Genomic DNA, 23680 nt, shown 5'->3' with positions numbered 1-23680 from the left:
AAGTGGTGATAGATGGCGTTCGTCGGTCGCAGTGACGTCGGCATGATCCTGGCCGACAGCCGCTACGCGGGACAGCTCAACGTGCCCGACATCTTCACCCGGTTGCTGTTCAGCCTGGTCACCACCGGAGTCGCTCCGCGCTCGTTCTATCGGGACTCGGCCGATCAGGAGGGCGGGCGCCCGCATTACGAGGGTCTGCCGGTCGACTTCCTGGCCGATGCGATCGCCGCGATCGGGCCACAGCATGGCAGCAGCTTCGACACCTACAACACGACCAATCCGCACGACGATGGAATCTCGCTGGACACGTTCGTCGACTGGATCATCGCGGCGGGATTCCCGGTCGAAAGGATCGACGATTATTCAACCTGGCTCGCTCGGTTCGAGACGGCGATGCGTGCGCTCCCGGAGAATCAGCGTGGCCACTCGGTGCTGGCCGTACTCGACGTCTACCGTGAACCTATGGCCGCGGTGGCGGGATCGCCGGTGCCCGGAGAGCGATTCCGGGGGGCCGTCCGCGCCGCCGCCGGGCGCGCGATTCCCCACCTGTCGCGGGAGCTGATCGACAAATACCTCACCGACTTGCAGCGGATCGGTGTGCTGACCCGCTGAACGCGAACTGATCTGAAGAACGAAGGGACGATGATGCCCAGCCCGGCCCAAACGCTGTACCCCGAAGGCGTGATCGGTGCGCCCAAGGACCGGCGCGGTCACGCGGCGGAGTTCAGCACCGGCCTGCCTGCGGGTACCGAGGTGTTCTCCGCCGACAACCACATCTCGGTGGCCGACGACATCTTCTACGAGGGCTTTCCCGCCGAGCTGAAGGATCAGGCGCCACGGATCTGGTACGAGGACGGCGCATATCTGCTCGGCCCGCCCGGACAATCGATGGTGGTCGGCGATTTCAGTGCGGTGCTCATGCAATACGACGATCTGGCCGGCGCGGCCACCAACAACGTCGACGCCCGGGTGCGCGAACTCGCCGAGGACGGTGTCGACAAGGAACTGGCGTTCCCCAACGCGGTGCTCGCGCTGTTCCACCACCCCGACCACGAGATTCGCGAGCGCATCTTTCGCGTCTACAACGAGCACATCGCCGGCGTTCAGGAGCGCTCCGACGGCCATTGCTACGGCGTCGGGCTGATCAACTGGTGGGATCCGGCGGGGGCGCGACGCACGCTCGCCGAGCTGAAGTCGTTGGGGCTTACGACATTTCTGATGCCGATCAGCCCCGGCAACGATCGCGAGGGGCAGCCCATCGATTATTCGAGCACGGCGATGGGCGCGGTGTGGGACGAGATCGAGGAGGCCGGGCTGCCCGTCACCCACCACATCGGCGAGAGTCAGCCCAAGTTCCCCAGCGAGGTCAACAGCGTCGCGGTGGCGATGATGGTCAACATCGACTCATTCCGGGAGATGTTCTCCAAGTACATCTTCGGCGGCATCCTGGATCGGCATCCGCGGCTGCGGATCGGCTGGTTCGAAGGCGGAATCGCCTGGGTGCCGGCGGCCCTGCAGGACGCCGAGCACGTCCTGGCATCCTATCGGCACATGCTGGCCCACCAGCCGGCACGTGACGTCCGGCATTACTGGGACGCGCACATGTGCGCCTCGTTCATGGTCGATCCGCTGGGGCTGCGGCAGATCGACGAGATCGGCATCGACAAGGTGATGTGGTCGTCCGATTATCCGCACAACGAAAGCACTTTCGGCTACTCGGAGCGGTCGCTGGCCGCGGTGGTCGACGCGGTCGGTCCCGAGGACGCCGTTCGGATTGTCGGCGGCAACATCAGGAAATTCCTGGGAATCCCCGCATGACGAATTCGATTACTGCCCGCGCATCGGTGCTCGACATCCCCGAAGAGCCGGATTGGGCGCGCATGCGCACCGAGATCGGCGCGCGGCTGCGATCCGCCATGGCCGAACACGGTGTCGACGCGCTGATCCTGCTGATGAACGGCTACGTCGGCTACGCCACCGGCGCCAGCTGGCCGCTCCTGGACGCCGGTCTGTCACACGTGGAGCGCCCGGTCGCCGTGGTGCTCGCCGAGGACGTGCATCCGCACCTGTTCATGCCGTTTCGCAGCGGGGCGTCCGCGGAGTATCCCGTGCCCGATGACCACCTGCACGGCCCCGCCTACCTCGAATTCGACCATGGTGTCGAGGATTTCGCGCGACAGCTGGCCGGGCTCGTCCCGCCGGGGGCCAAGGTGGCCGTCGACGAACTCACCGGTGCCATGCGACGGGCGGCGGCAAAGCTGTTCCCCGCGGGCGCGCCGACCGACGCGGCGATCGTGCTCGGCGCCGCGCAACTGGTGAAGACCCGCGACGAGTTGTCCTGCCTGCGTCGGGCGGCCCGCATCACCGAACGGGCGATCGTCGACGTGCAGCAGGCGTTGAAACCCGGTGTACGCCAGATCGATCTGTCTGCCACGTTCGTGCGTCGAGCGTTCGAACTGGGCGCCACCACCAACATGCTGGAGGCCATCTGGCAGGTGATGCCGAGCTCGCGGGAAGCCGGAGTGTGGACGACGCACGGCGATCTCGCGCTGCCGCTGTTGCCCACCGATCGGGAACTGGCCGCGGGCGACGTGCTGTGGACCGATATCAGCATCACCTACCACGGATACTGCTCTGACTTCGGCCGCACCTGGGTGGTCGGCGAGGCGCCCACGCCACGACAGCAGGACCAATTCCGGCAGTGGCGCGCGATTTTGGACGCCGTACTCGCGGTCACCAAAGCCGGCGTCACGTCCGGCGACTTGGCGCGCACGGCGATCGCGGCCAACGGCGGCCGCAAACCGTGGTTGCCGCATTTCTACCTGGGCCACGGTATCGGCACTTACCCCGCCGAGGCGCCGATGATAGGGACGGATCTCGGCGAGGAGTTCGACGACAACTTCGTCTTCCCGCCCGGCATGGTTCTGGTGCTGGAACCCGTGGTGTGGGAGGACGGAACCGGAGGCTACCGCAGTGAGGAGATCGTGGTGATCACCGAAGACGGCTACGCGCCGATCACCGACTACCCGTACACCCCCTATGGCGACTGAAATTTTGCCCGACACACGCGCGTTGCGGTCGGGCCGCAGGGATCGGGCGCTGGCCCAAATGGAGGAGCACGGCCTCGACATCCTGGTGCTCGGCCGGCAGGCCAACATCCGTTACGTCACCGGCGCTCCACAGCTGTGGATAGCCGGTACGCGGCCGTTCGGTCCGATGTGTGTGCTGGTGCGTGCTTCCGGGGACATCTACCTCAACAGCACCGACGACGAGGGCGTTCCGGAGGAAATCGGCCACGACCACCTGTACGGGCTGGCCTGGAACCCGATGACGCTCATCGATGTCCTGAAGAAGGTCGACGGCGCCGAGACGGCGCGGCGGGTCGGAACCGACGCGATCACACCCACTTTCGCGGCGCTGCTGCCCGAGGCGTTTCCCAATGCCGAGCTCGTCGATGCCGAACCGGCCATGCGTGCGGCGCGACGCATCAAGACGCCCGGCGAAATCGCTGCGATGGATCAGGCCTTGCGCGTCGCCGAACACGGATTATCCACCGCCCTGGGCGAATTGGCGCCAGGCGTTTCCGAGCGGACGCTGGCCGGGGTGATGATGGAGGCGATGGCCGCGGGCGGGGTGAGCACGCCGGCGACCCAGGACGCCGCATGGGTCACCTCGCGGGACCAGCCGTGGCGTCGCGCGGCCACTCACGACGTGCGTGCGGGTGATCTCGTCGCGTTCGCCGCCGGCGCGCTGGCGAATGGCTATGTCGCCGAGGTCGGCCGAACCTGGCCGGCCGGCGATAGCGTCACCGGCGAGGCACGCACGCTCTTCGAGCGCTCGAATGGGTTGTACGACAGGATGCTTGACGCGTGTCGTCCGGGCGTTTCCACCCGCGGTCTGCTGGCCGCCTACGAGGCGGCCGGTGAGCCGGTGCCGCCGATGCCGGTCGCACACGGGCTGGGGCTGGGCTTCGACCCGCCCGTGGTGTCCGAAACGCTCGTGGCCGCAGGCGAACACGACGTGCTCGAGGCCGGGATGGTGCTGGCCATCACCGGGTATGTCTGGCAGCGGGGCGTCGGCGCGGTGTTCCGACGAGACACCGTGCACATCACCGAGAGTGGCGTCGAGGTGCTGACCACAAGCCCGACATGGGGACACTGAAATAACTTGTGCCACTGTGGTTTCAGTGGTCACAAGGTGGCCTTTCTTGTCGGTGGGCTCCGATAGCTTCGGGGTGTGAGTGTGGATCGGGAGGCCCTGTCGGCGGCGTTCGATGCCATCGACACTGCCCTCGACGACCTAATCGGGTATGACTGCGAGGCGTTGGCCACCCGCGAGCAATTGGCGGTGCTGGAGCGCTGCGAGAAGGTGCGTCGCCGGTTGCCGGCCATCGAGCACCCGCTGATCAATTCCCTTGCCCGCCAGGCCCCGTCCGAGGAGCTCGGCGGCACACTGTCGCATGCGATCGCGGAGACGACGCTGATTAGCCGCTCGGAAGCGTCCCGGCGCATCAAGGAGGCGCGGGACCTCGGCGCGCGGCACGGCCTGACCGGCGAACCCGTCGCGCCGGCCATGGCCGCCACCGCGGCTGCCCAACGCGACGGCACGCTGGGATCCGGTCAGGTGTCGGTGATCCGCAAGTTCTGCCACCAGTTGCCCGGCTGGATCGACGCGCCCACCCGCGAGCAGGCCGAGGCCAAACTGGCCATCGAGGGAACCCGGTATCGGCCCGAGCAACTCGGCAAGCTGGCCGACGTTCTGGCCGATTGCCTGAACCCCGACGGCTCCTTCACCGACGAGGACCGGGCGCGTCAGCGCGGGCTGACGCTGGGCAACCAGCAGGCCGACGGGATGTCGCCGCTGCGTGGCTGGCTCACCCCCGAGGCACGCGCCACGTTCGAAGCCGTCCTGGCGAAACTCGCCGCACCGGGCATGTGCAATCCCTTGGACGACACACCATGCGTGGACGGCGCGCCCAGTCAGGACGCCATCGAGCACGATCCGCGATCGGCGACCCAGCGCAACCACGATGGACTGCTGGCCGCCCTGCGCGCCATGTTGGCCTCCGGAGACCTGGGTCAGCACAACGGCTTACCGGCTTCGATCATCGTCGCAACAACGCTCCAAGAGCTGGAGTCCGCCGCCGGACGTGGGCTGACCGGGGGCGGCACCATCTTGCCGATGACCGACGTGATCCGCCTGGCGCGCCACGCGCATCACTACTTGGCGATCTTCGACCACGGCAAGGCCCTGGCGCTCTATCACACCAAGCGCCTGGCCTCCCCGGGCCAACGAATCGTGTTGTACGCCAAGGATCGCGGCTGTTCGGCCCCGGGCTGCACCGTGCCCGGCTACTACTGCGAGGTCCACCACGTCACCGACTACGCCACCTGCCACACCACCGACGTCAACGACCTGACCTTCGCCTGCGGACCCCAACACCGCCTCCTGAAACCGGGCGGCTGGACCACCCGCAAAAACGCCAAGGGTGACACCGAATGGCTTCCGCCCCCGCATCTGGACCGGGGAAGGCCGCGCGTCAACACGTTTCACCATCCCGAAAAGCTGCTCCAGGACCGGGACGACGACGCACCCTAGGCGACACGTCCTTCCTCGGCCAAGGCCTCGTCAAGCAGGTCGCCCAGCGGGTGCAGCTGCCACAGCAACAGCAGGTTCGACAACATCTGCAGGGGCGCGCGCACGCCCTCGTCGTCCCTGATCCGCGGGTCCTTCCGGCTGCTCGGCGCGACGTCGAATCGCTTACGAATCAATGCCGGTACGTCCAGCAGCCATGCCACGCCTATCACCGCCGCATACAGCAGCGTGTGCCGCCGCAACCTGTCGGGCTCCAAATGCGGACCGCCACAACGCTCGTATTCCGCGACGAACAGGTCCAGTAGGCCGTCGAGATGGGTATGCCATATCTTGCTCTCGGCACCGGACATAGCCCCCCACAGGGCCATGCCCAGATTCATCTGGCTGACGCATCCCCAGTCCATCAGGCCGCAGCGCAGAGTGCCGTCGCCGTCCCGCCAGAACCAGGCGTTGTCGATATTTGCGTTCCAGTGGCACAGCGCGACGTAATCGCCGTCAGCGGCCAGGTGATCGGCGACCGCGTCCTCAAACCGGGCCAATCGCGGCGCCTCATCTGCCAAGCGCACCAGGAATTCCGGGGAGCCCGCGCCAGCCGGCACCAGGCCGCGGTGGGTGCCGATGAATTCACCCAGCTGATGAATCCGTCGCTGCAATTTGTCCATCGACAGCGGTGTCCGCTCTCCCACCGTTGCGGACCGCACGTCGAGCGGAAAGTGCTCGGCCTGTTCTGCGGGCAGCCGACCGGAACGGTGCGTGCCGGCAAGCCGCGCCAAGGCGGTCAGCAGCGCGCGGTAATGCTCCAACGGCTCGGGCATCTCGTAGTCGAGGCACTTGTGATATTGGGGTTCGATCCCGTTGGCGCCGAAACCGATTCGTTCGGTGATCAAGATCCCGGTACCGCTCCGCGCGTGGTAGTCGGCGAACTGCGGGCTGGGGACCGCGATGGGGAATTCGGCGGTCCGCGACAACGAGGCGAACCGGACCTCGGACTCCATCTGGGTCTTCCCGCGGTCGCGCAGCGGATTGTCGAGGTCGCGGGAGAACTTAACGAACAGCTCGGTGTGCAGATTTGATGCCGGCCTGTCGTATTCGACCGACAGTATCACCTTGCGTCCCGTGCTGCCGCCGCCGATCTCCCGGAATTCGCCGATCCGGGCGACGTTGTTCTCCCGCAGCACGCCAGAGGCCCGAAACGCGTTGGTCAGGAACGACACTCCCCCACCCAGCAACGCCGCGGGGTCGGCCGGGAGCGGCAATCCGTAATGATCGCCGATCACCCAATCCGAATCCACGCCGCTACCAGGTCTGCTCGGCCGAGCGCACCAACATGTGATTGACCGCGACCCGCCGGTCGCGCGTCACCATGAACAGCACCGCATCCGCGATGTCCTCGGACCGCAGCATGACCATGCCGGCGGTCTGCCGCTCGAACGCCTCGCGCGACGTTTCGGCCAGGTGGCTGAAGATTTCGGTGTCGACCGTTCCGGGGCCCACCACTCCCACCCGGACCCGCTTGCCGAGCACCTCCTGGCGGAGGCCCTCGCTGAAGGCGTTCACGCCGAACTTGGTCAGCGAATACACCGCCGTGTTCGGCCGGGCCACCCAGCCCGCGGTGGAACTGATGGTGACCAGGTCCGCCACGCCGCGCGGCGAGTCGGTGGCCGCGTCGATCAGGTGGGGAAGCGCCGCGCGGGTGGCGTAGAGGACACCCTGCACGTTGACGGACACCATCTGGTCCCAATCCTGCAGCTTCGCCTCGGTCGCCGGCGCCGACTGCATCATTCCGGCGTTGTTCACCAGGATGTCGAGGCGTCCCAGCTCCGCGACGGTGCGCCGCACCGCAGACGCCACCTGCTCGGCATCTGTGACGTCGGCGGCCACGACCAGCGCTGCGCCACCGGCGGATTCGATCTCGGTCTTCAGCTCCGCCAAGCGATCGGCGCGGCGCGCGAGCAGGGCCACCGCCGCTCCCTGCGCGGCAAGCGCTCGGGCCGTCGCCGCGCCGATGCCGCTGCTGGCGCCGGTGACCAGGGCCGCTGTCCGCGCCAGTGTCGTCATGTTCCGCCCATCGGTTGCTTGCCGAGTATGTGCTGAAGAACGTAGTCGGTGTCCTCGCCCAGGTCCGGCGCGCCGCGCACGATCCGGGCCGGCCGCGCCATTCGCCAGGACGGTCCCAGCACTGGTCGCTGGCCTTCGCGATGATCCGTGACGAAGCGGTACACCTCGCGGTCCCACAGCCGTTGATCGGCAATCACATCCAGCGCGGTGGCGCTCTTGGCGGCCGGCACCCCGGCCGCCCGCAGGCGCTCGGCGAGACGCTCCGCGTCCTGGCCTCGGCTGAGCAGAGCCAGGTCCGCATCGAGCGCTTCGGCGTGCCGGTGTCGCGCCTCGCGCGTGGCGTAGCGGGGCTCGTCGGCCAGTGGCGCGGCGCCGAGCGCCTCGCACAACCGATGCCATTCGGCGTCATTCGCGACGGCCACCGTGATCCAGGCGCCATCGGCGCACGGGTAGCAACCGTGCGGGCACATGTCCGGGTTGGCGTTGCCGCTGGGCCCCAGTGGTCGTCCGGTCAACGATTGCTCCAGCAGGCAGTCACCGATCATCGAGGAGAGGGTCTCCACGGCCGACACGTCGACGAATTGCCCGGCACCGCTGAGTTCCCGATGCAGCAGCGCCACCACGGCGGCATAGGCGGCCGCCGCGCCCACCGTCGAGTCGCCGTAGCGCATGCTGGTACCGAGCGGTGGCCCGTCGGGATAGCCGACCAGTGCGGCCGGTCCGGCCAGCGCGGCAAAGCATGGGGCATAACCGGTTTGGTGACCCATGGGTCCGTCGTTGCCCCACATCTTGATCGACACCGAGATGATGTCGGGCTTGATCTCGGTGAGCTGGTGGTACCCCAGGCCCTGGCGCTCCATGGCGCCCGGGCGCAGGTTGTTGATGACGATGTCGCTGCGGGCGATCAGCTCGCGCAGCCGCACCATCCCTTCGGCCGACTTGATATCGACGTCCACGCTGAGGATCTCGGGGTTGATGCTCAGGAAATACGGCGCGTGATCGATGTCGGTGCCGCCGTAGGCGCGCATCTCCTCGGGGTTGCCGGCCGTCTCGATCTTGATCACTTCGGCGCCCAGCATCGCCAACAATTTGCCCGCGTACGGACCGGCCCACACCTTGGTGAGCTCGACGACACGCACGCCTTCCAGCGGTCCGCCCCGGGCATCCCTGGGTGGCTTCAGTTGCGCGGACTTGACCGTCGGCCGGGTGCGCGGGGCGTCGACGCTTCCCATCACCGACCGGGTGTGCTCACCGAGACCGGGTGCGGCACTGGCGATTCGCGCGGGCGACGCGCTGAACGCGTACGGCACCGTCGGATACGCCGCTTCGCCGAGGACCGGATGGCGAACCCGCTGGAAGAAGCCGCGGTGCCGGTACTGGGGCGAGTGATGCAGGTCCGCAGCGCCGTTGACGGGCACCAGCGGGACACCGAGCCGCTGCGCCCTTTCCGACGCCTCCTCTTTAGGCAGGCCGGCAACCCAGCCGGCGAAGCCGCGCTGAAACGACACGACCTTCTCGGCGGTTACGGAGAACTCCAGCCAGTCGTCCTCGAATGTGTCGAGCCATTCCGGATGGCCCATCAAGGTTTTCACCCCGGCCCAGTGCGCGCCGCTGGTCATGTACAGGTAGACGAAGCCATCGGCACAGGCGAAGAACGAGGCCGGCCCGGCCTGATCGAAATCATCCCGCTCACCGTTGGCCGGTACCTCGCCGGTCACGAGTCGCCCCAGGATGCAGTCGGCGCGTGAGACCAGGACGGCCTGCTGGGAGATGTCGATGCACTCGCCCCGGCCGGTGTGCAGCCGTCCCCACAGCGACGACGCGACACACAGCGCCGCCTCCAGCCCGGCTTCGTAGTCGGCCAGGAAGCGGCCCGGTCCCTGCAGCGGCGGCTTGCCGACGTCCGGGTGGCTCGGGGTGTGATACCCCCACCCGCTGGCGTGGAACACGTTGATGCTCCGGGCATTGTCGAACTCGGCAGCCACCCCTTGGCCGTACGGAGTGATGGAGCAGAAGACCACCGACGGGTGGCTCGCGGACCAGTCCGTGGGCCGGCCTTCGATGACCGCGTCCGCGGTGTCGATCAGCCGGTGCAGGCGCTCGGCATCTACCGCCGACCCGAGATCGAGTACGACGGAGCGCTTGTTGGTGTTGAGGTAGGCGAACAACGCGCTGCCATCGCACCCGTCGGCGAGGATGGGCGCCATGGCGCGGGTAGCGCTGCCGCGCTTCGGCGCCTCGATCTTGATGACCTCGGCGCCGAAGTCGGCCAGCAGCTTCCCGCAGTACTCCCCCGCGACGGATTCGGCCAACTCGATGACCCTGATACCCGTCAGCGCGGACATACACGCCCCGCCAAAACGGTCAGGGCTTCGCGCGGCCCGAGCGGCTCAGGCGCCACTCCGGCGGGAAGTTCATGTCGTTGTCCTTGACCACGTTGTTGAGGCCCTTGTTGAAGGTGCCTTCGGTGAGGTCAACTTCTTGCGCGTCGTTCTGAATCATCGGCAGCATGCCCTCGACCATGCCGGTCAGCAGGCTCCCGAAGTACTCGCCCTTGTGCTGCTTGTACAACTCGAGGAAGGTCTTCTGCACCGCGACCGTGTCCGTCGGGCGGGACCGTGAGCATGCCATGGCGTACTTCTCGGTCTCAGCTTCCAGCTGGTCACGAGGCACCACGCTGTTGACGAAGCCGCAGTCGTACATTTCCTTTGCGCTGAACGGCCTTCCGGTGAACAGCATCTCGGAGAACTTGCGCAGGCCCATCGTCTCGGCCCACCACCACAGGCGCGGCCCCCAGCCCACGTACCGGAAGGCGGGGTGCCCGAACAGGGCGTCCTCGGAGGAGATCACCAGGTCGGCATCGCCGGCCTGGTAGAAGTGCCATCCGTAGCAGTAGCCCTTGGCCTCGATGATGCTGATCTTCCGAAGCTCCTGCAGCGGACGGTTTCCGGCGCGCGCCTTGGCGTAGAAGTCGGTGACGGTGGACAGGTAGCGGTACGAACCACCCGGCGGGTACTTGACGTCGTCGTCGTTGATCGCGAGCTCGTGATGCAGCGGGAGGCCGGGGTTCTCCAGCATGGGGCGCTGCTCGGGCAGGTCGCCGCCGCTGCCGAAATCCTGCCCCTCGCCGCGGATCACGACCACCTTGACGTCGTCGTCCACATTGCACTTGTGGATCAGGTCCGCATAGTTCTGCCGCATGCCCAGACTGGTGGCGTTCTGCGCGTCGGGACGGTCGAAGGTGATGTAGGCGATCCGGTTCTTCTTGTCCTTTTCGAACTTGATGAACTGCTCGGCTTCTTTCTTCAGCTTTTCGTAGTCATATTCGGGCATGGGCTTCTTCTTTCACTTGGGGTTACCGCCTATCTGAGCAAGCTGCCCGCATCGACGGGAAGCGAAACGCCGGTGACATAACGAGACTCGTCAGAGGCGAGGAACAGGACAGCATTGCTGATGTCGGTGGCTTCCACCCAAGGCACCGGCAGTGTGTGCATCATTTGCGAGATTGGGGCGAAGTCGTCCGGTCCGGGATTTTCCAGATCCGGGCGAAACAGCCGATAGGTGTTGTCGTTCATCACCATCGTGGTGCTGACCTGGGTGGGCAGCACCGAATTGACCCTGATCATATGCGGGCCCAACTCGACGGCGAAGGCCCGCATCAGGCCGATGACGCCGTGCTTGGCGGCGATGTAATGGCCGGTGTTCGGGTAGGCCTTGCGGCCGCCCACCGAACTGGTGAGCACGATGGAGCCACCGCGATCACCCGAAAGGACATGCGGCACGCCCGCTTTGACGGTATGCCAGACGCCGCTGAGGTTGATGTCGATCATGTCCTGCCACACGTCCTCGCGGATCTTGTGCAGCTTCCTGCCATCGGTGCCGACGCCGGCGTTGGCGACGATGATGTCGAGACGGCCGAGCTGCTCGACGCCGCTGTCCACCGCGGCCTTCAGCGCGTCGTAGTCGCGGACGTCCACCTGGGCGGTCACGATGCGCCGGTCGAGGTCCTTGACCAGATCCGCCGTCTCGGCAAGGTCTTCCGGCGTCGAGTGCGGATAGGCCAGGTTGTCGATCGGCCCGCAGACGTCGATCGCGATGATGTCGGCGCCCTCCTGCGCCAGGCGGACGGCGTGGCTGCGGCCCTGACCGCGCGCGGCGCCGCTGATGAAAGCGACCTTGCCCTCGACCCGGCCGGTCATCACAGCACCAGGGACGGCATGCACTCCCAGCCCCGAACCGTGGAGGTCGGGCTGAGGACTGCGTTGGTCAGGTCGACTTCCCACTCGGGGAATCGCTTGAGAATTTCCTCCAGCGCCACGCGGCCTTCCAGGCGCGCCAGCGCCGATCCCAGACAGAAGTGGGTTCCCATGCTGAAGGTGAGGTGTGGGCGGACGCCGCGATGAATGTTGAAATCGCCTGCGTCGGGCCCGAACTGGGCCTCGTCGCGGCACGCCGATCCGATGAGCATCATCATCACACTGCCTTCGGGCACGGTCTGGTCGTGCACGGTGACATCGCGAGTCACGTAGCGCGACACGTGCGGTGCCGGCGGTTCGTAGCGCAGCAACTCCTCGATGGCCTGCGGAATGAGCGTCGGGTTCTCGACGAGGTCCCTGCGCTGATCGGGGTGTTCGGCGAGAACCTTTCCGGACCAACCGATCAGCCGCGTTGTCGTTTCGTTGCCGGCCCCCGCGACGACATTGAGGTACACCAGGATTTCTTCGCGGGACAGCCGCCGGGTGGTGCCGGTTTCGTCGACGAATTCGACGTTGAGAAGCTCGGTCATGATGTCGTCGGACGGATGCTCGGCGCGCCAGTCGATGTAGGCCTCGAACTGCTCACCCACCGACAGGCCATGCTCGGCGGCGTCCATCGGCTTGCCGGCCTCGGTGCGCAGCTGGGCGTTGCCGCGGTCGCGGATGTACTCCTGGTCGTCCTCGGGGATGCCGAGCAGCATGCTGATGACCTTCATCGGCATCTGCGCACCCAGGTCGGTGACGAAGTCGAAGTGCCCCGAGCCCACCAGCGGATCCAGCAGTTGAGCGCAGAAGTCGCGAATCATCGGTTCCAGCGCGGCGATCCGGCGTGGGGTGAACATGCGTGACAGCAGTTTGCGATGCACGTCGTGAATCGGCGGGTCTTCGAAGATCAGCATGCCCGGCGGGATTTCGAGATTTGCCTTGATCAGTTCCAGGATCGCGCCGCGCGCGGAGCTGTAGGTCTCGTGGTCGACGAGCGCCTTGCTGACATCGGCGTAACGGCTCACCGCGTAAAAATCGTATTCGGCGTTGTAATAAAGCGGCGCCTCTTCGCGCAATCGCGCGAACATGGGATACGGGTCGGCGATCAACCCGACATCGTATGGATCGAACCGAACATCGCTATCGGTGCTCGCCGTCACGAAAACCCTCCTACCGCTGCAGTTTTAGATGCCCGCATGACCTGCACCAGGGCTAGCGCTGCCAGCGTCGCAGCGCTGGATTCGGTCCGGGGCAATTTGTACACTCCGCTTAATTGCGTCGCTCTGACTTCTGCACAAGCTCCGCTGAAAACGGCGCATGAACGTGGGCTTACTCTATTCTCGTAGAGAACCATACAGCGGATGCCGTGGCAAGAGCCATAGCCCCGTGCGCCGTGTCCCGTCGGCGTCTTCACCCCGACCCGGCCGCCCCGCGGCGCAACACCCGCAGGCCGCCGGCCTGGGTCAGCCGCCCCTTGTCCGAACTCTTCAAGATGCCGGTGGCGATCGCCGACAGGATGCCGTCGAGCTGTTCGGCGCTGTCGATGATCCGGTCGCCGTGGGCGAACCGCTGCAGCAGGCCATTGATGAACGTCAGCGTGACGTTGCTCAGATCCTCGACGACGGCCGGATCCAGCTCGGCGCCGTGCGGCATGAGCTGCACCAGGATTTCCCGGTGCAGCTTGGTGAACTCGTCGGTGGCCTGCTGCAGAATTGCGGCCAGCGCCGGGTCGCGGGTGGCCTGCATGGTCAGCTCGTAGCGGGCCCGGGTGCGGTACAGCTGCGGGTCGCTGCCGGCCTGGATGACCACCTGCGACAACCGCGACGGTGCGCGATCCGCACCGTCGCCGTCGGAGCTGTCCGCGATCGCCTGCAGCTCCGCGAGGTCGAGCTCGGCCGAGCGCTCGGCCACCGCGCGCAACAGCGCCGACCGGGTGCGGAAATAGAACGACGTGGTGCCGTCGGGCACCGCGGCCGCGCGGTCGACCTTCAGATGGCTCAGCCCCTTGGCCCCGTCATCGGCCAACAACTGGATGGCGGCGTCGCACAGATCGCGGCGGCGCTCGGCGGGGTTGGGCTTTCGGCGTTTATCCATAATCTTCTAGACGGCGACCTTACTCTATATTCGTAGTGTCAGTAAAGAGCGCGCTTCCGCGCGCCGGAATGCCACATGCGTGCAGGCCAAGCCGCTCCGGCAACCGTCATCGAAATGACCGCATTCGACACGGCGCGCTACCTGACACCAAAGAAATTGCGGTGCAGGAGTTCCCGTCGGACATGGAATCAATGGCCCTGCAGGTAGAGTGCATCGAAGATGATTCACCGTCGATTCAGCGCGCAGCCCGGCCTGCGTAGTGCCGCCGCATGGCTTGGGTCCATCGGCCTGCTCGTGGCAGTGATGTGTGGCTGTCAGCAGACGCACAAGCCTGCGCCGTCCCACCCGTCGTCCACCGCGCCGCCCAGCACGACGGCGCCGCCACCCCCGCCACCGCCGCCGGCGGTGCAGATCGCGCCGTTGCCGGTCCGGCCGGTGACGAAGTCACAGCCGACGACGCCGGCCGTGAAGTGCCCGGCCACGGATCCGAATGCACCGGTGAAGCCGACGGACGGCCTGACCATCTGTGACATCGGGCGGACCACCGTTTATACGTTGGGCCCCGAGACCATGCAGCTCGGGCTCCTGCGCGTCGACCCACCGAAGTCGTTGACCGCGGACTATTACGAACTGACCCTCGTGCTGGATCCGCAGTCGGCGGCCGCGTGGACCGCATTCACGGGCGCGCATCTGCAGGACCACATGGCCTTCATCCGGGACAACATGGTCCTGGAAGCACCGATCATCGAACAACCGGCCACGTCCGGGCGGATCGTGCTGACCACCCAAACAGCCCAGGGCGCAGCACAATTGGCCCAACTGGTGGGCCGTCCCGCATGACGGACCCGGGGCGCCCGGACCGCCTCGGCATCGGCATGCTCAGCGTATTCGGCCTGCCACCAATCGAATTGGTGGATCTCGCCGCGGAACTGGGGTGCCGACATGTCTCGGTCGCCGTGCAGGGGATGCCGCTGGTACCGCTGGGCTATCCCCCCTTCTCGTTGAAGGACGACGCCGTTCTACGGAAGAACCTGCTCGCCGCGATGGGCGACCGGGGCGTGAGGATCTCGCTGGGCGACGGGTTCCTCGTGCTACCCGGCGCGGACGTGGCCGCGCTGGGCGGCGACCTCGACGTTCTGGCCGAGCTCGGTGTCCCGCGGATCAACGTGGTCAGCCTGGACCCCGATCTGCGCCGAACGCTCGACCAGTTCGCCGCACTGACCGAGCTCGCCGCGCAGCGTCATATCGGCACGGTCGTCGAACCGGTACCTGGCCTGACCATCGGCGACCTGAGCGCCGCGCTGGCCGCCACGGAATACGTTGGCCGAACCGAATTCCGGCTGTTGATCGACACCATGCACCTGGTGCGGTCTGGCTCCGGGGCCGCCGAGCTGGCCGCCATCGATGCGAAGCACATCGGCTACGCCCAGCTCAACGACACCACGCTGGCGCCGCGCATGGACAACTACATGGAGGAGGCCATGTTCGAGCGGATGGTGCCCGGCGAGGGCGAACTTCCGCTGCACGACCTGCTTTCCGCGCTGCCCGGTGAACACCGTGGTCGAAATCGAAGTTCCCAGGCGGTCATTGGCGCTGGCGGGGGTGAGTCCGATCGACCGCCCGCGCCCGTGTGTCGAGGCCGCACGGCAGTTGCTGTCAGACGTTCAGCTCGGGTAGCGCAGCGGGAGACCCGCGGCGCGATAGATCGCGTCGATGACGGTCATGTTGTCGATCGCGTCGTGCGGGCCGGTCTTGACGGGTTCGCCGCGCAGTACCGCCGCGGCGAAAGCGTCCAGTTGATATGCGTAGGAGGCCCGCCGCCCGTACCGTTCTGCCCGTCTGCCCCGCCGCGACCGGACCGACAGCCGATGAAAAGACTGTGGCAGCACCGGATTCAGGATGCGCAGCTCCCCGTGTTCGCCGATCACCCGAGCGCTGATCTGCAGCAGCCGCGGCGACCACATCGAGCAACGCACCCGCCCGGTGTGGCCGGCCGGGAACCGCACGTGGGCGGTCATGGCCCGGTCGACCCGCGGGTCACGCAGCTTGGCGTGTGCCGAAACGACTTCCGGCGAGGGCCCGCCGAACGTGCGGGCCATGTGCACCGCGTAGCAGCCCGCGTCCATGGTCGCCCCGCCGGCAAGCGCGTAGTCGTAGCGGATGTCGGAGAACTTCGGCAGCGGGAAACACAACGCGGCCTCCACGTGCCGCAGCGTGCCCAGCTCGCCGGAGGCGATGATCTCCTCGGCGCGCAGCGTCAGCGGGTGGTAGCGGTAGTGGAAGGCCTCCATCACCACCCGATGCGAATCGGCTGCCAGCTCCGCGATTTCGCGCGCCTCGGCCGCGTTGGCGGTAAACGGCTTTTCGCACAGCACGTGTTTGCCCGCGGCCAGCGCGGCCCGTGTCCAGCGTCCGTGTAGGCCGTTCGGCAGCGGGTTGTAGACGGCGTCGATGTCGGGATCGGCGATCAACGCCCCGTAATCGCCGTGCACCGTGGGGATGTCGTGCTTTGCGGCGAACGCCCGCGCGCGGCACGTCGCGGGCCGTTACCGCGGCGACGACCACCTCCGCGTTCTCCTTGGCGGGATCGATCAACGCCATCGGCGCGATGCTGGCCGCCCCCAGGATGCCGATGCGTACCGCCGAGAGGGGCCGGCCCCTCATGGTTTCACCGGTGGATAGTCTCCGCACACGCCGCTGAGTTTATCGCCAGCAAAATTGCCGCGCGCTGTTGATCGGCTCGTCGCGTTACGCCGAGCGGTTCGACCAGGTGGAATCCAGCTGGGGTTGCCACGCCTCAGTTCCCAGTTAGAGTCAGCGGATGGGGCAGGTAACGGACCGCTGGCGTGCCGCTCGGGTGGCATCGGCGTTGTACAACACGGCCGCAATGCATGACAGCGTCGCCGTGGTGGGTGCAAAAGCGTTGTGGGGATTGGCGTTACACGACCTCCTGGAAGAGGTTCAGCGTGTCGGTGAAGCTCCGCCCGGCGCCCAGGTACTTGACATACCGAGCGGTGGAGGCTTTGCCTTTCGTGGGTTGCGGCCTGGACAGGATTGCCGCTACGTGGCCGCTGACATTTCCGCGGACATGCTGAGGCGGGCACGCAGCCGGGCTACTCAGTTGGGCGTGGCCGACCAGATGGAGTTCACCGAGGCCGATATCACCGATTTGCCCTTCCAGGACAACACCTTTGACCTGGCGGTGACGTTCAACGGCCTGCATTGTCTTCCCGACCCGCGAGCGGCGGTCGTCGAACTCGCCCGCGTGCTCAAGCCGGGTGGGATTCTTCGCGGGAGCACGTGTGTACGTGGTCGCGGCCGGCGCCAGGATCGCTTTGTGACCGCGTTGCAGGCGGCGGGCTTTTTTGGGAACACGCCCCAGACCGGTGACGTGCAGCGCTGGCTCAGGGATGCGGGACTCGAAGTCTTGGTTGCACGGCACAGTGGTTCAGTCGAGCTGTTCGAGGCCCTTCGACCCAGCGCGTGATCCACCGTGACGTGCCGCCAGAGGGTTCAGAGCTGAACGTCGTACACCGAGATGGGATCCAGGATCACGCCGGTTTCCTCGACGTAGCGATCCCATAGCGCCACCAGCTCAGCCAGCTTGTCGGGCCGCGACGCGGCCAGGTCGTCGATCTCGCCGAGGTCGGAAGACAGGTCGTAGAGCTGCCAGCGGCCCGGCCCGTACGGCGGCGGGAGATACAGCGCCTTCCAGTCGCCCTGCCGGATGGCGCGCCGGCCGAACAGCTCCCAGCCCGTGCCGGTGCCGGCGTCGTGCACGGTCTCCGCGGCGCCCGTCAGGTAGTCCACCAGTGAGCGGCCGCGCATGGGGGCCACCTCGCGGCCGCGGTAGGACGTGCCCGGGTGCGTGGTCCCGGCCAGTTCCAGCAGGGTCGGCGCGATATCCATGACGGTGCTGAACGCCGTGCCGATCTGTTGTTGCCGGGCGAAGCCGGGCCAGGTGACGAATCCGGTCACGCGGATCCCGCCCTGGGTGGTGAATGCCTTGTGCAGCCGCGACGGCGCGGTGGCCGCCTGCGCCCAGCGGGGGCCATACCAGATGAACGAGGTGGGCCGGCCGAGGTTGTCCAGGCTGTTGTCGCAATGCTTTTCGATCTGCGCGGCGATCTGCGGACCGCGCAGGGGCATCGCCTCCACGATCGCGCCCTCGGCGCCGTTGTCGGACATGAAGATGACGACGGTGTTGTCGAGTTCTCCGCTGGCCGAGAGGTAGTCGATGACCCGACCCACGTTGTAGTCCATCCGGTCGACCATCCCGGCGTAGACCTCCATGCTGCGGGCCGAGCGCGAGCGCTGCTCGTCGGTCATGTCGGCCCACTCCGGTGCGCCGTCGGCCACCACCGGGTGTGCGACCACGTCGGGTGGACACAGACCGAGCCGCTTGAGCGCGGCCAGGCGCTCCTCGCGCAGCGCGTCCGGCCCGGCGTCGTAGCGACCGCGGTATTTCGCAATGGATTCGTCGGGCGCCTGAAGGGGCCAGTGCGGCGCCTGGAAGGGCAGATAGGCGAAGAAGGGCCGATCGTCCTCCGGCGCGCGCTCATCCAGATACCGCAACAATGTGTCGGTATAGGAGTCAGACGAATAGAAGTCGTCACCGACGCTGACGAACCGGTCGTCCTCGGTGTAAAGCGTTGGCACGGGTGAGAATCCGCGCGCCCCGGAACCGCCGTAGTGGCTGGCGCCGGCCGGCAGCAGGGCGAACGAGCGCTCGAAACCGCGCGCCCACGGCGACGTCTCGATCGTGGCACCCAGGTGCCATTTGCCCGACATCAGCGTCAGATACCCGGCGTCGCGCAACAGTTCGGGCAGCGCGACGACCCGGTCGTTCAGATAACCCTCGTACCCGGGTGCCCCGCGGAATTCCGGGGACGCGACCTCGAGCATGGTGCCGATGCCGGCGATGTGGTGGTCGGTCCCGGTCAGCAGCATCGCCCGGGTCGGTGAGCAGGCCGGTGCCGAGTGGAAGTCGGTCAGTCGGACCCCCGCGTGGGCCAGCCGGTCGAGGTTGGGCGTCTCGATCTCGCCGCCGAACGCGCCGATGTCGGAGAACCCGAGGTCGTCTGCAACGATCACAAGGAAGTTGGGGCGCGTCACGCTCAAGCATCCTGCCAGGCCGGGCGCCGATATGGTCGATGCGGGCAGCGTTTACCCCGGCGGCACAGAGAAAGGGTATGGGGATGTTGGCGCAGTTTGGAATGTCCGTTCCGCTGGTGGCGGCACCGATGTCGGGCGGCCCGACCACCCCGGCCATGGTGTCGGCCGCCACCCGCGCCGGCGCGCTGGGCTTGCTCGCGGCCGGTTACAAGAGCGTCGAGGCCGTCGAGGCCGAGATCAAAGCCGTTCGCGCCGAGGGAATCCCATTCGGCGTCAACGTCTTCGCGCCCAATCCGGTGCCCGTCGACCCGCAGCGTTACCACGCCTACGCCGCGATCGTCCAGGCCGAGGCCGACCAGTTCGGCCTGACGCTGCCGCCCGAGCCCATCGAGGACAACGACAGATTCGACGAGAAGGTCGCGCTGTTGATCGACGACCCGGTTCCGATGGTGTCGTTCACCTTCGGCATCCCGTCGCGCGATGTGATCGCCGCGCTGCAACGGGCCGGCAGCGTTGTGGTCCAGACGGTCACCACCGCCGACGAGGCGGTACAGGCACACGAAGCCGGAGTCGACATGCTCGCCGTGCAGGCGGCCGACGCCGGCGGCCATTCCGGCACCCTCTCGCCGCAGCGCCCGTTGAGGCCGGTCCCGATCGTCGACCTCGTCAAGCAAGTCGTCGCGAAGGTGCCGCTGCCGGTGACGGCCACCGGCGGGCTGGCCACCCCCGCCGCAGTGGCCGAGGTGATCCGCGCGGGCGCGACCGCGGCCGCCGTCGGCACCGTGCTGTTGCGCGCCACCGAGAGCGGCGCCTCGGCCACTCATCAGGCGGCCCTTGTAGATCCCGCCTACACCGAGACGGTGCTGACGCGCGCTTTCACCGGCCGGCCGGCCCGCGGCCTGCGCAACGCGTTCATCGACGCCCATGAAGCCGAGGCTCCGGCGGGCTATCCCGCCATCCATTACCTGACCAGCCCACTGCGTAGGGCCGCCGCGGCGGCTGGCAGGCCGGACTACGTCCACCTCTGGGCGGGCACCGGTTACCGCCACGCGACCGCCGAGTCCGCGGCCGACATTCTGCGCCGGCTGGCGTCCGACCTCTGACCGGCAGGTCAGTATTCGAAGCGGTTCAGCACGTCGTAATGGCGCCCTGCCGTCATCCACGTCAACCGGTAGATCAACCGCACGGCGGCCGACGGGATCCGCTCGTAAGCAGCCAGCACGGGTGTCTGCTCGAGGAACCGCAACCGGGCATTCCATGTCTCGATCTCGCGCACGTCCCGGATGCCCCACTTGATGATTCCCCGGGTGAAGAGCTTGGACAGCAGCGGTGCCAGCGCGGAGAGCGTGTCGAAATGCATTTCGCCGCCGGTGAATCGGTCGGTCAGGCGCTGCAGCAGCCGACGAACCTCGTCCTCATGCAGGTACATCAGCAGGCCCTCGGCGATTATCAGCGTCGGGCGTCCCGACGGGACCTGATCGAGCCACTGCAGTTCGGTCACCGACGACCCGATCATCCGGTACCGGTCGGTGTCGTCGTAGAGCCGGCGCCGGAGCCCGATCACACTCGGCTGATCGACATCGAACCAGAGCACCGACGGTGGTGGTGCGAGCCGGAAGAAGCGGCCGTCCAGGCCGCAACCCAGTTGCAGCACAACGGCATCGGGATGGCGGGCGAGGAAATCCTGGGACCAGTCGTCGAGCTGCCTGGCCCGTAGCGCGACCAGGTATTGATTGGTCGCCGGCCAGGACATCCGGTGGATTCGCTTGAAGTCATACGCGATCCGGTCCACCGCTTCCGCGGCCGCCCGATCGCCCAGAATCGGCCGTTCCGTACGGCTCTCATGCGCGCGCAGGTACAGCGTGACGAGGTTGGTCCACTCCACCGAACCCCAAGCGACGGAGCTGAAGTCGACTTTGTCCGTAGTCATATTCCCCCTGGTTCCGTAGCCCGCACGCTTGGGCATTCACTGGCCGCCGCGGGGTAGCCTAATCCCCCTTGCCGCCATTGCCTTTGCCGTGGCCCTTACCAGGGCCGTGCCATGGTGGGGCCGGAGGCTGTTGCGTCGGCAAGGGCGGTGGTGGCGCGGGATTACTGACGGGGGCCGGCGTCGGCGTACTGGTTGGCACAGGTTGAGTCGGCGCGTGCGAGGACGACGCATCCAGGGCAAACGCCAACGGGATCACGATCAGTACGGCCAACACTGCCAGGGCGCCCAGCACCTTCCTTCTGCGGCTCGGCATCCGTGGAACCAGCGCAGGAACAAACGTGTTGGTGAGGAAAACCGGGGGTGGCACTTCGAGCACCTTGGTGGCTGGGCGCGGCGGCGGGGTAACCGGCGTGGCCGCCGGGGCCACGGTCCTACCGCCGCAGAGTGCACCGCGCATCTCCTCGGCGCTGCCGAAGCGCTGTCGCGGGTCGTATGCCATCGCGCGTTCGATCACCGCGATCAAGTTGGGATCGACGTCGGGTCGCAGCCGGGTGAGCGGCGGCGGCCGTCCGTGCAAAATGGCGCCGGCCAGTGCGGCCATATTCTCCTGCGGGAACGGGCGGTGCCCGGCAAGTGCTTCGTAGCCGACGACGCCGACCGCGTAGATGTCATCAGCCACGCAGGCGGGCGCACCGGCGATCCGCTCGGGGCTCAGATAGGCAATCGTGCCCACGATCTGGCCGGTGAGCGTGTTGGTGGCGTCTGGGGTTTTGGCGATCCCGAAGTCCGCAACCTTCATGACCTCGCCCCCCGCTGCAAGCAGGATGTTTCCGGGCTTGATGTCGCGGTGCAGGATGGCGGCGCGGTGTGCTGCGGTGAGCGCGGAGAGGACATTGTCGAGCATGGCGTGCACCCGCTCCTGCGCCAGTGGACCGCGGGCTATCTGGTGAGCCAGGGTTTCTCCGGGCAACCGTTCCATGATGATGAACGGTGTGCCGTCGTGCTCGCCACTGTCGTGGACGGCGACGATGTTCGGATGGTTGAGTGCCGCGGCCGCGTGCGCCTCGGCGTCGAATCTGTTCCGCGCGCCGCTCTGTGCACTAACCGCAGGGTGCAGAAGTTTGATGGCAATCGGCCGGCGCAGTCGGTTGTCCCACCCGTCGCGAACGTCGGCCATCCCGCCACGGCCCAGCCTGCCGCGAACTTCGTAGCGGCCGGCGAGCAACACGAGGGTATTCATCGACCTGCCAACACTGTGCAACTTCGGAAACGATCGTGCGCTCGGCGCAAAAACACCGTTCTGGGGTTACCCAACCAGCGACGCCGCAAAACGCAGGCGGGTCGATCGGACCCTGCCTGCGAGAACGGTCAGAATGCGTCGGGGTTCTGCTGCACTTCCACCGGCACCGGGTGCTGGTACAAGCGGGAAGCGTTCTCCCAAGTGAACTTGCGGATCGCGTCCTGCGGCAGATCACCGATTTCTTCGTGAATGGTTTGTTGGGTGTGCGGCCAGGTCGAGTCGCAGTGCGGATAGTCGGCTTCCAGCATGATGTTGTCGACGCCGATCCGGTCACGCTGGACGAACGACGACTTGTCCTCCACCGCGCAGAACCAGAAGTTACGGGTGAAAACCTCCGCCGGAGACAAACTTTCACCGAGCGCCTGCCAGGTGCCGTACATCGCGTGATAGCTCAGCATGTGGTCGAGCCGATCGAGCAGCCCGGCCACCCAACCGATTCCGCCTTCGGACAGACAGATCTTCAGGTCGGGAAACCGGCTGGGCAGCCCGGAGTACAGCCAGTCGACCGCGGCGGAAATGGCGTAGGCGAAGAACAGCACGCCCTGCACGTCCGGTGGCGCGTCCGCGGTGGTGGACGGCGACGACCCCGACGATCCGATGTGCAGGTTCACCACGGTGCCGGTCTCGGTGCAGGCCGTCATCAGCGGATCCCAGTGGTCGGTGTGAATGCTGGGCAACCCCAGCATCGCCGGGTTCTCGCTGAACGTGACCGCGTGAAAGCCGCGCTCGGCGTTCTCGCGGATCATCTTCGCGCCGAGTTCGGGATCGAGCAGCCACGGCAACTGGCAGGGAATGATCCGGTCGGGATAAGACCCCGCCCAGACGTCGAAATGCCAGTCGTTCCAGGCCCGCACCGAGGCCAGCGCCAGGTCACGGTCGCTGGTCACCTGCTGCAGCCGTTGCCCGGCGAACCCCGGCAGGAACGACGGGAAGTTGAGCGAGGCGTAGATGCCGTTGAGGTCCATGTCCTTGACACGGGCGTGGATATCCCATGCGCCCCTGCGCATTTCGTCGAATCGGACGGGCTCGAAACCGTACTCCGCCACCGGCCGGCCGACCACCGCGTTGAAGCCGACGTTGGGCAGTTCCTTGCCGTCGTAGACCCAGGTCTGGCCGCCGCCGTCGGTCTCGACGACTTTCGGCGCCCGGTCGGCGTACCTGCGGGGCAGACGGCCGGTGAAGGTGTCCGGGGGTTCGACGATGTGATCGTCCACCGAGATCACCGTGTAGCGGCGCGCGGCCCGGGGCGGATCGGGCAGGAAGGTGACCGAGCGTTCCGCGCCGGTCTTCGCCGTGGTGAAGTTCAGGTCGGTGGCCAGCTCGTCGATCGATTTCACTCGTCAATCT

The 23680-nt window shown here is 66.9% G+C and carries 19 protein-coding genes and 2 pseudogenes; 9 read left to right on the top strand and 12 right to left on the bottom strand.

Annotation, left to right across the window (positions count from 1 at the left end):
- The first annotated feature begins 12 nt into the window (after positions 1-12).
- From ACZYVJ_RS01575 to ACZYVJ_RS01555, 5 genes are all read left to right on the top strand, one after another.
- Entirely contained in the window at positions 13-612 is a 600-nt protein-coding gene (locus ACZYVJ_RS01575; protein ID WP_463829390.1) for a hypothetical protein, read from the top strand.
- Between the two features lie 33 nt (positions 613-645).
- Entirely contained in the window at positions 646-1818 is a 1173-nt protein-coding gene (locus ACZYVJ_RS01570; RefSeq protein ID WP_463832791.1) for an amidohydrolase family protein, read from the top strand.
- Positions 1815-3050, top strand: coding sequence for a M24 family metallopeptidase (locus ACZYVJ_RS01565; RefSeq protein WP_463829389.1), 1236 nt, complete (start codon positions 1815-1817; stop codon positions 3048-3050). The genes ACZYVJ_RS01570 and ACZYVJ_RS01565 overlap by 4 nt, the downstream gene beginning before the upstream one ends.
- Positions 3040-4161 carry a M24 family metallopeptidase gene (locus ACZYVJ_RS01560; RefSeq protein ID WP_463829388.1) on the top strand — a complete coding sequence of 374 codons (1122 nt, stop codon included), beginning with the start codon at positions 3040-3042 and terminating at the stop codon, positions 4159-4161. The genes ACZYVJ_RS01565 and ACZYVJ_RS01560 overlap by 11 nt, the downstream gene beginning before the upstream one ends.
- A gap of 75 nt (positions 4162-4236) precedes the next feature.
- Positions 4237-5598 (top strand): HNH endonuclease signature motif containing protein, encoded by a 1362-nt coding sequence (locus tag ACZYVJ_RS01555; RefSeq protein ID WP_463829387.1) that lies wholly within the window; start codon positions 4237-4239, stop codon positions 5596-5598.
- On the opposite strand, the gene ACZYVJ_RS01550 is transcribed toward ACZYVJ_RS01555, so the two are convergent.
- From ACZYVJ_RS01550 to ACZYVJ_RS01520, 7 genes are all read right to left on the bottom strand, one after another.
- Positions 5595-6872, bottom strand: coding sequence for a hypothetical protein (locus ACZYVJ_RS01550; protein ID WP_463832790.1), 1278 nt, complete (start codon positions 6870-6872; stop codon positions 5595-5597). The two genes, ACZYVJ_RS01555 and ACZYVJ_RS01550, sit on opposite strands and share 4 nt — an antisense overlap.
- A gap of 19 nt (positions 6873-6891) precedes the next feature.
- Positions 6892-7653 carry an SDR family NAD(P)-dependent oxidoreductase gene (locus tag ACZYVJ_RS01545; RefSeq protein WP_463829386.1) on the bottom strand — a complete coding sequence of 254 codons (762 nt, stop codon included), beginning with the start codon at positions 7651-7653 and terminating at the stop codon, positions 6892-6894.
- Positions 7650-9998: a CaiB/BaiF CoA transferase family protein gene (locus ACZYVJ_RS01540; RefSeq protein ID WP_463829385.1), complete on the bottom strand. Its 2349-nt coding sequence runs from the start codon at positions 9996-9998 to the stop codon at positions 7650-7652. The genes ACZYVJ_RS01545 and ACZYVJ_RS01540 overlap by 4 nt, the downstream gene beginning before the upstream one ends.
- Positions 9999-10017: 19 nt before the next feature.
- Complete coding sequence (locus tag ACZYVJ_RS01535; protein ID WP_463829384.1) at positions 10018-10986, bottom strand: enoyl-CoA hydratase/isomerase family protein; 969 nt, start codon at positions 10984-10986, stop codon at positions 10018-10020.
- 29 nt (positions 10987-11015) lie between these two features.
- Positions 11016-11852 carry a mycofactocin-coupled SDR family oxidoreductase gene (locus ACZYVJ_RS01530; protein ID WP_463829383.1) on the bottom strand — a complete coding sequence of 279 codons (837 nt, stop codon included), beginning with the start codon at positions 11850-11852 and terminating at the stop codon, positions 11016-11018.
- Positions 11852-13054, bottom strand: a complete 1203-nt coding sequence (locus tag ACZYVJ_RS01525) for a cytochrome P450 (protein ID WP_463829382.1) — start codon at positions 13052-13054, stop codon at positions 11852-11854. The genes ACZYVJ_RS01530 and ACZYVJ_RS01525 overlap by 1 nt, the downstream gene beginning before the upstream one ends.
- Before the next feature lie 250 nt (positions 13055-13304).
- Positions 13305-13988: a TetR/AcrR family transcriptional regulator gene (locus ACZYVJ_RS01520; protein WP_463829381.1), complete on the bottom strand. Its 684-nt coding sequence runs from the start codon at positions 13986-13988 to the stop codon at positions 13305-13307.
- 219 nt (positions 13989-14207) lie between these two features.
- Between ACZYVJ_RS01520 and ACZYVJ_RS01515 the strand changes: the two genes are divergently transcribed.
- Together ACZYVJ_RS01515 and ACZYVJ_RS01510 are read left to right on the top strand one after the other, a co-directional pair.
- Positions 14208-14828, top strand: coding sequence for a SecDF P1 head subdomain-containing protein (locus ACZYVJ_RS01515; protein ID WP_463829380.1), 621 nt, complete (start codon positions 14208-14210; stop codon positions 14826-14828).
- Positions 14825-15665, top strand: a pseudogene (locus ACZYVJ_RS01510) (sugar phosphate isomerase/epimerase family protein). The gene ACZYVJ_RS01515 and the pseudogene ACZYVJ_RS01510 overlap by 4 nt, the downstream one beginning before the upstream one ends.
- Here the strand turns inward: ACZYVJ_RS01510 and ACZYVJ_RS01505 are convergent.
- Positions 15653-16652, bottom strand: a pseudogene (locus ACZYVJ_RS01505) (Gfo/Idh/MocA family protein). The pseudogenes ACZYVJ_RS01510 and ACZYVJ_RS01505 sit on opposite strands and share 13 nt — an antisense overlap.
- 157 nt (positions 16653-16809) lie before the next feature.
- On the opposite strand from ACZYVJ_RS01505, the gene ACZYVJ_RS01500 reads away from it, so the two are divergent.
- Positions 16810-17475: a class I SAM-dependent methyltransferase gene (locus ACZYVJ_RS01500; RefSeq protein WP_463829379.1), complete on the top strand. Its 666-nt coding sequence runs from the start codon at positions 16810-16812 to the stop codon at positions 17473-17475.
- A gap of 26 nt (positions 17476-17501) precedes the next feature.
- Here the strand turns inward: ACZYVJ_RS01500 and ACZYVJ_RS01495 are convergent, their stop codons facing one another.
- Positions 17502-19103, bottom strand: coding sequence for an arylsulfatase (locus ACZYVJ_RS01495; RefSeq protein ID WP_463829378.1), 1602 nt, complete (start codon positions 19101-19103; stop codon positions 17502-17504).
- Between the two features lie 83 nt (positions 19104-19186).
- On the opposite strand from ACZYVJ_RS01495, the gene ACZYVJ_RS01490 reads away from it, so the two are divergent.
- Complete coding sequence (locus tag ACZYVJ_RS01490; RefSeq protein ID WP_463829377.1) at positions 19187-20206, top strand: NAD(P)H-dependent flavin oxidoreductase; 1020 nt, start codon at positions 19187-19189, stop codon at positions 20204-20206.
- Positions 20207-20214: 8 nt separating this feature from the next.
- On the opposite strand, the gene ACZYVJ_RS01485 is transcribed toward ACZYVJ_RS01490, so the two are convergent.
- From ACZYVJ_RS01485 to ACZYVJ_RS01475, 3 genes are all read right to left on the bottom strand, one after another.
- A complete protein-coding gene (locus ACZYVJ_RS01485; protein WP_463829376.1) occupies positions 20215-21033 on the bottom strand; it encodes a class I SAM-dependent methyltransferase in 819 nt (272 codons plus the stop codon).
- Between the two features lie 58 nt (positions 21034-21091).
- Positions 21092-22273: a serine/threonine-protein kinase gene (locus ACZYVJ_RS01480; RefSeq protein ID WP_463829375.1), complete on the bottom strand. Its 1182-nt coding sequence runs from the start codon at positions 22271-22273 to the stop codon at positions 21092-21094.
- Between the two features lie 128 nt (positions 22274-22401).
- Positions 22402-23670 (bottom strand): amidohydrolase family protein, encoded by a 1269-nt coding sequence (locus tag ACZYVJ_RS01475; protein ID WP_463829374.1) that lies wholly within the window; start codon positions 23668-23670, stop codon positions 22402-22404.
- Between the last annotated feature and the right edge of the window lie 10 nt (positions 23671-23680).

The sequence above is a fragment of the Mycobacterium sp. IDUB_3 genome, from assembly GCF_055419585.1.
The sequence above is the reverse complement of the archived record's forward strand: the minus strand, read 5'-3'. Positions and strand labels throughout refer to the sequence as shown.

What these genes read in the sequence shown, in the direction of transcription:
- ACZYVJ_RS01575 (WP_463829390.1), top strand. Translation starts at nt 13, where the DNA reads ATGGCGTTCGTCGGTCGCAGTGACGTCGGCATGATCCTGGCCGACAGC.
- ACZYVJ_RS01570 (WP_463832791.1), top strand. Translation starts at nt 646, where the DNA reads ATGCCCAGCCCGGCCCAAACGCTGTACCCCGAAGGCGTGATCGGTGCG.
- ACZYVJ_RS01565 (WP_463829389.1), top strand. Translation starts at nt 1,815, where the DNA reads ATGACGAATTCGATTACTGCCCGCGCATCGGTGCTCGACATCCCCGAA.
- ACZYVJ_RS01560 (WP_463829388.1), top strand. Translation starts at nt 3,040, where the DNA reads ATGGCGACTGAAATTTTGCCCGACACACGCGCGTTGCGGTCGGGCCGC.
- ACZYVJ_RS01545 (WP_463829386.1), bottom strand. Translation starts at nt 7,653, where the DNA reads ATGACGACACTGGCGCGGACAGCGGCCCTGGTCACCGGCGCCAGCAGC.
- ACZYVJ_RS01540 (WP_463829385.1), bottom strand. Translation starts at nt 9,998, where the DNA reads ATGTCCGCGCTGACGGGTATCAGGGTCATCGAGTTGGCCGAATCCGTC.
- ACZYVJ_RS01535 (WP_463829384.1), bottom strand. Translation starts at nt 10,986, where the DNA reads ATGCCCGAATATGACTACGAAAAGCTGAAGAAAGAAGCCGAGCAGTTC.
- ACZYVJ_RS01530 (WP_463829383.1), bottom strand. Translation starts at nt 11,852, where the DNA reads ATGACCGGCCGGGTCGAGGGCAAGGTCGCTTTCATCAGCGGCGCCGCG.
- ACZYVJ_RS01520 (WP_463829381.1), bottom strand. Translation starts at nt 13,988, where the DNA reads ATGGATAAACGCCGAAAGCCCAACCCCGCCGAGCGCCGCCGCGATCTG.
- ACZYVJ_RS01515 (WP_463829380.1), top strand. Translation starts at nt 14,208, where the DNA reads ATGATTCACCGTCGATTCAGCGCGCAGCCCGGCCTGCGTAGTGCCGCC.
- ACZYVJ_RS01500 (WP_463829379.1), top strand. Translation starts at nt 16,810, where the DNA reads ATGGGGCAGGTAACGGACCGCTGGCGTGCCGCTCGGGTGGCATCGGCG.
- ACZYVJ_RS01490 (WP_463829377.1), top strand. Translation starts at nt 19,187, where the DNA reads ATGTTGGCGCAGTTTGGAATGTCCGTTCCGCTGGTGGCGGCACCGATG.
- ACZYVJ_RS01485 (WP_463829376.1), bottom strand. Translation starts at nt 21,033, where the DNA reads ATGACTACGGACAAAGTCGACTTCAGCTCCGTCGCTTGGGGTTCGGTG.
- ACZYVJ_RS01480 (WP_463829375.1), bottom strand. Translation starts at nt 22,273, where the DNA reads ATGAATACCCTCGTGTTGCTCGCCGGCCGCTACGAAGTTCGCGGCAGG.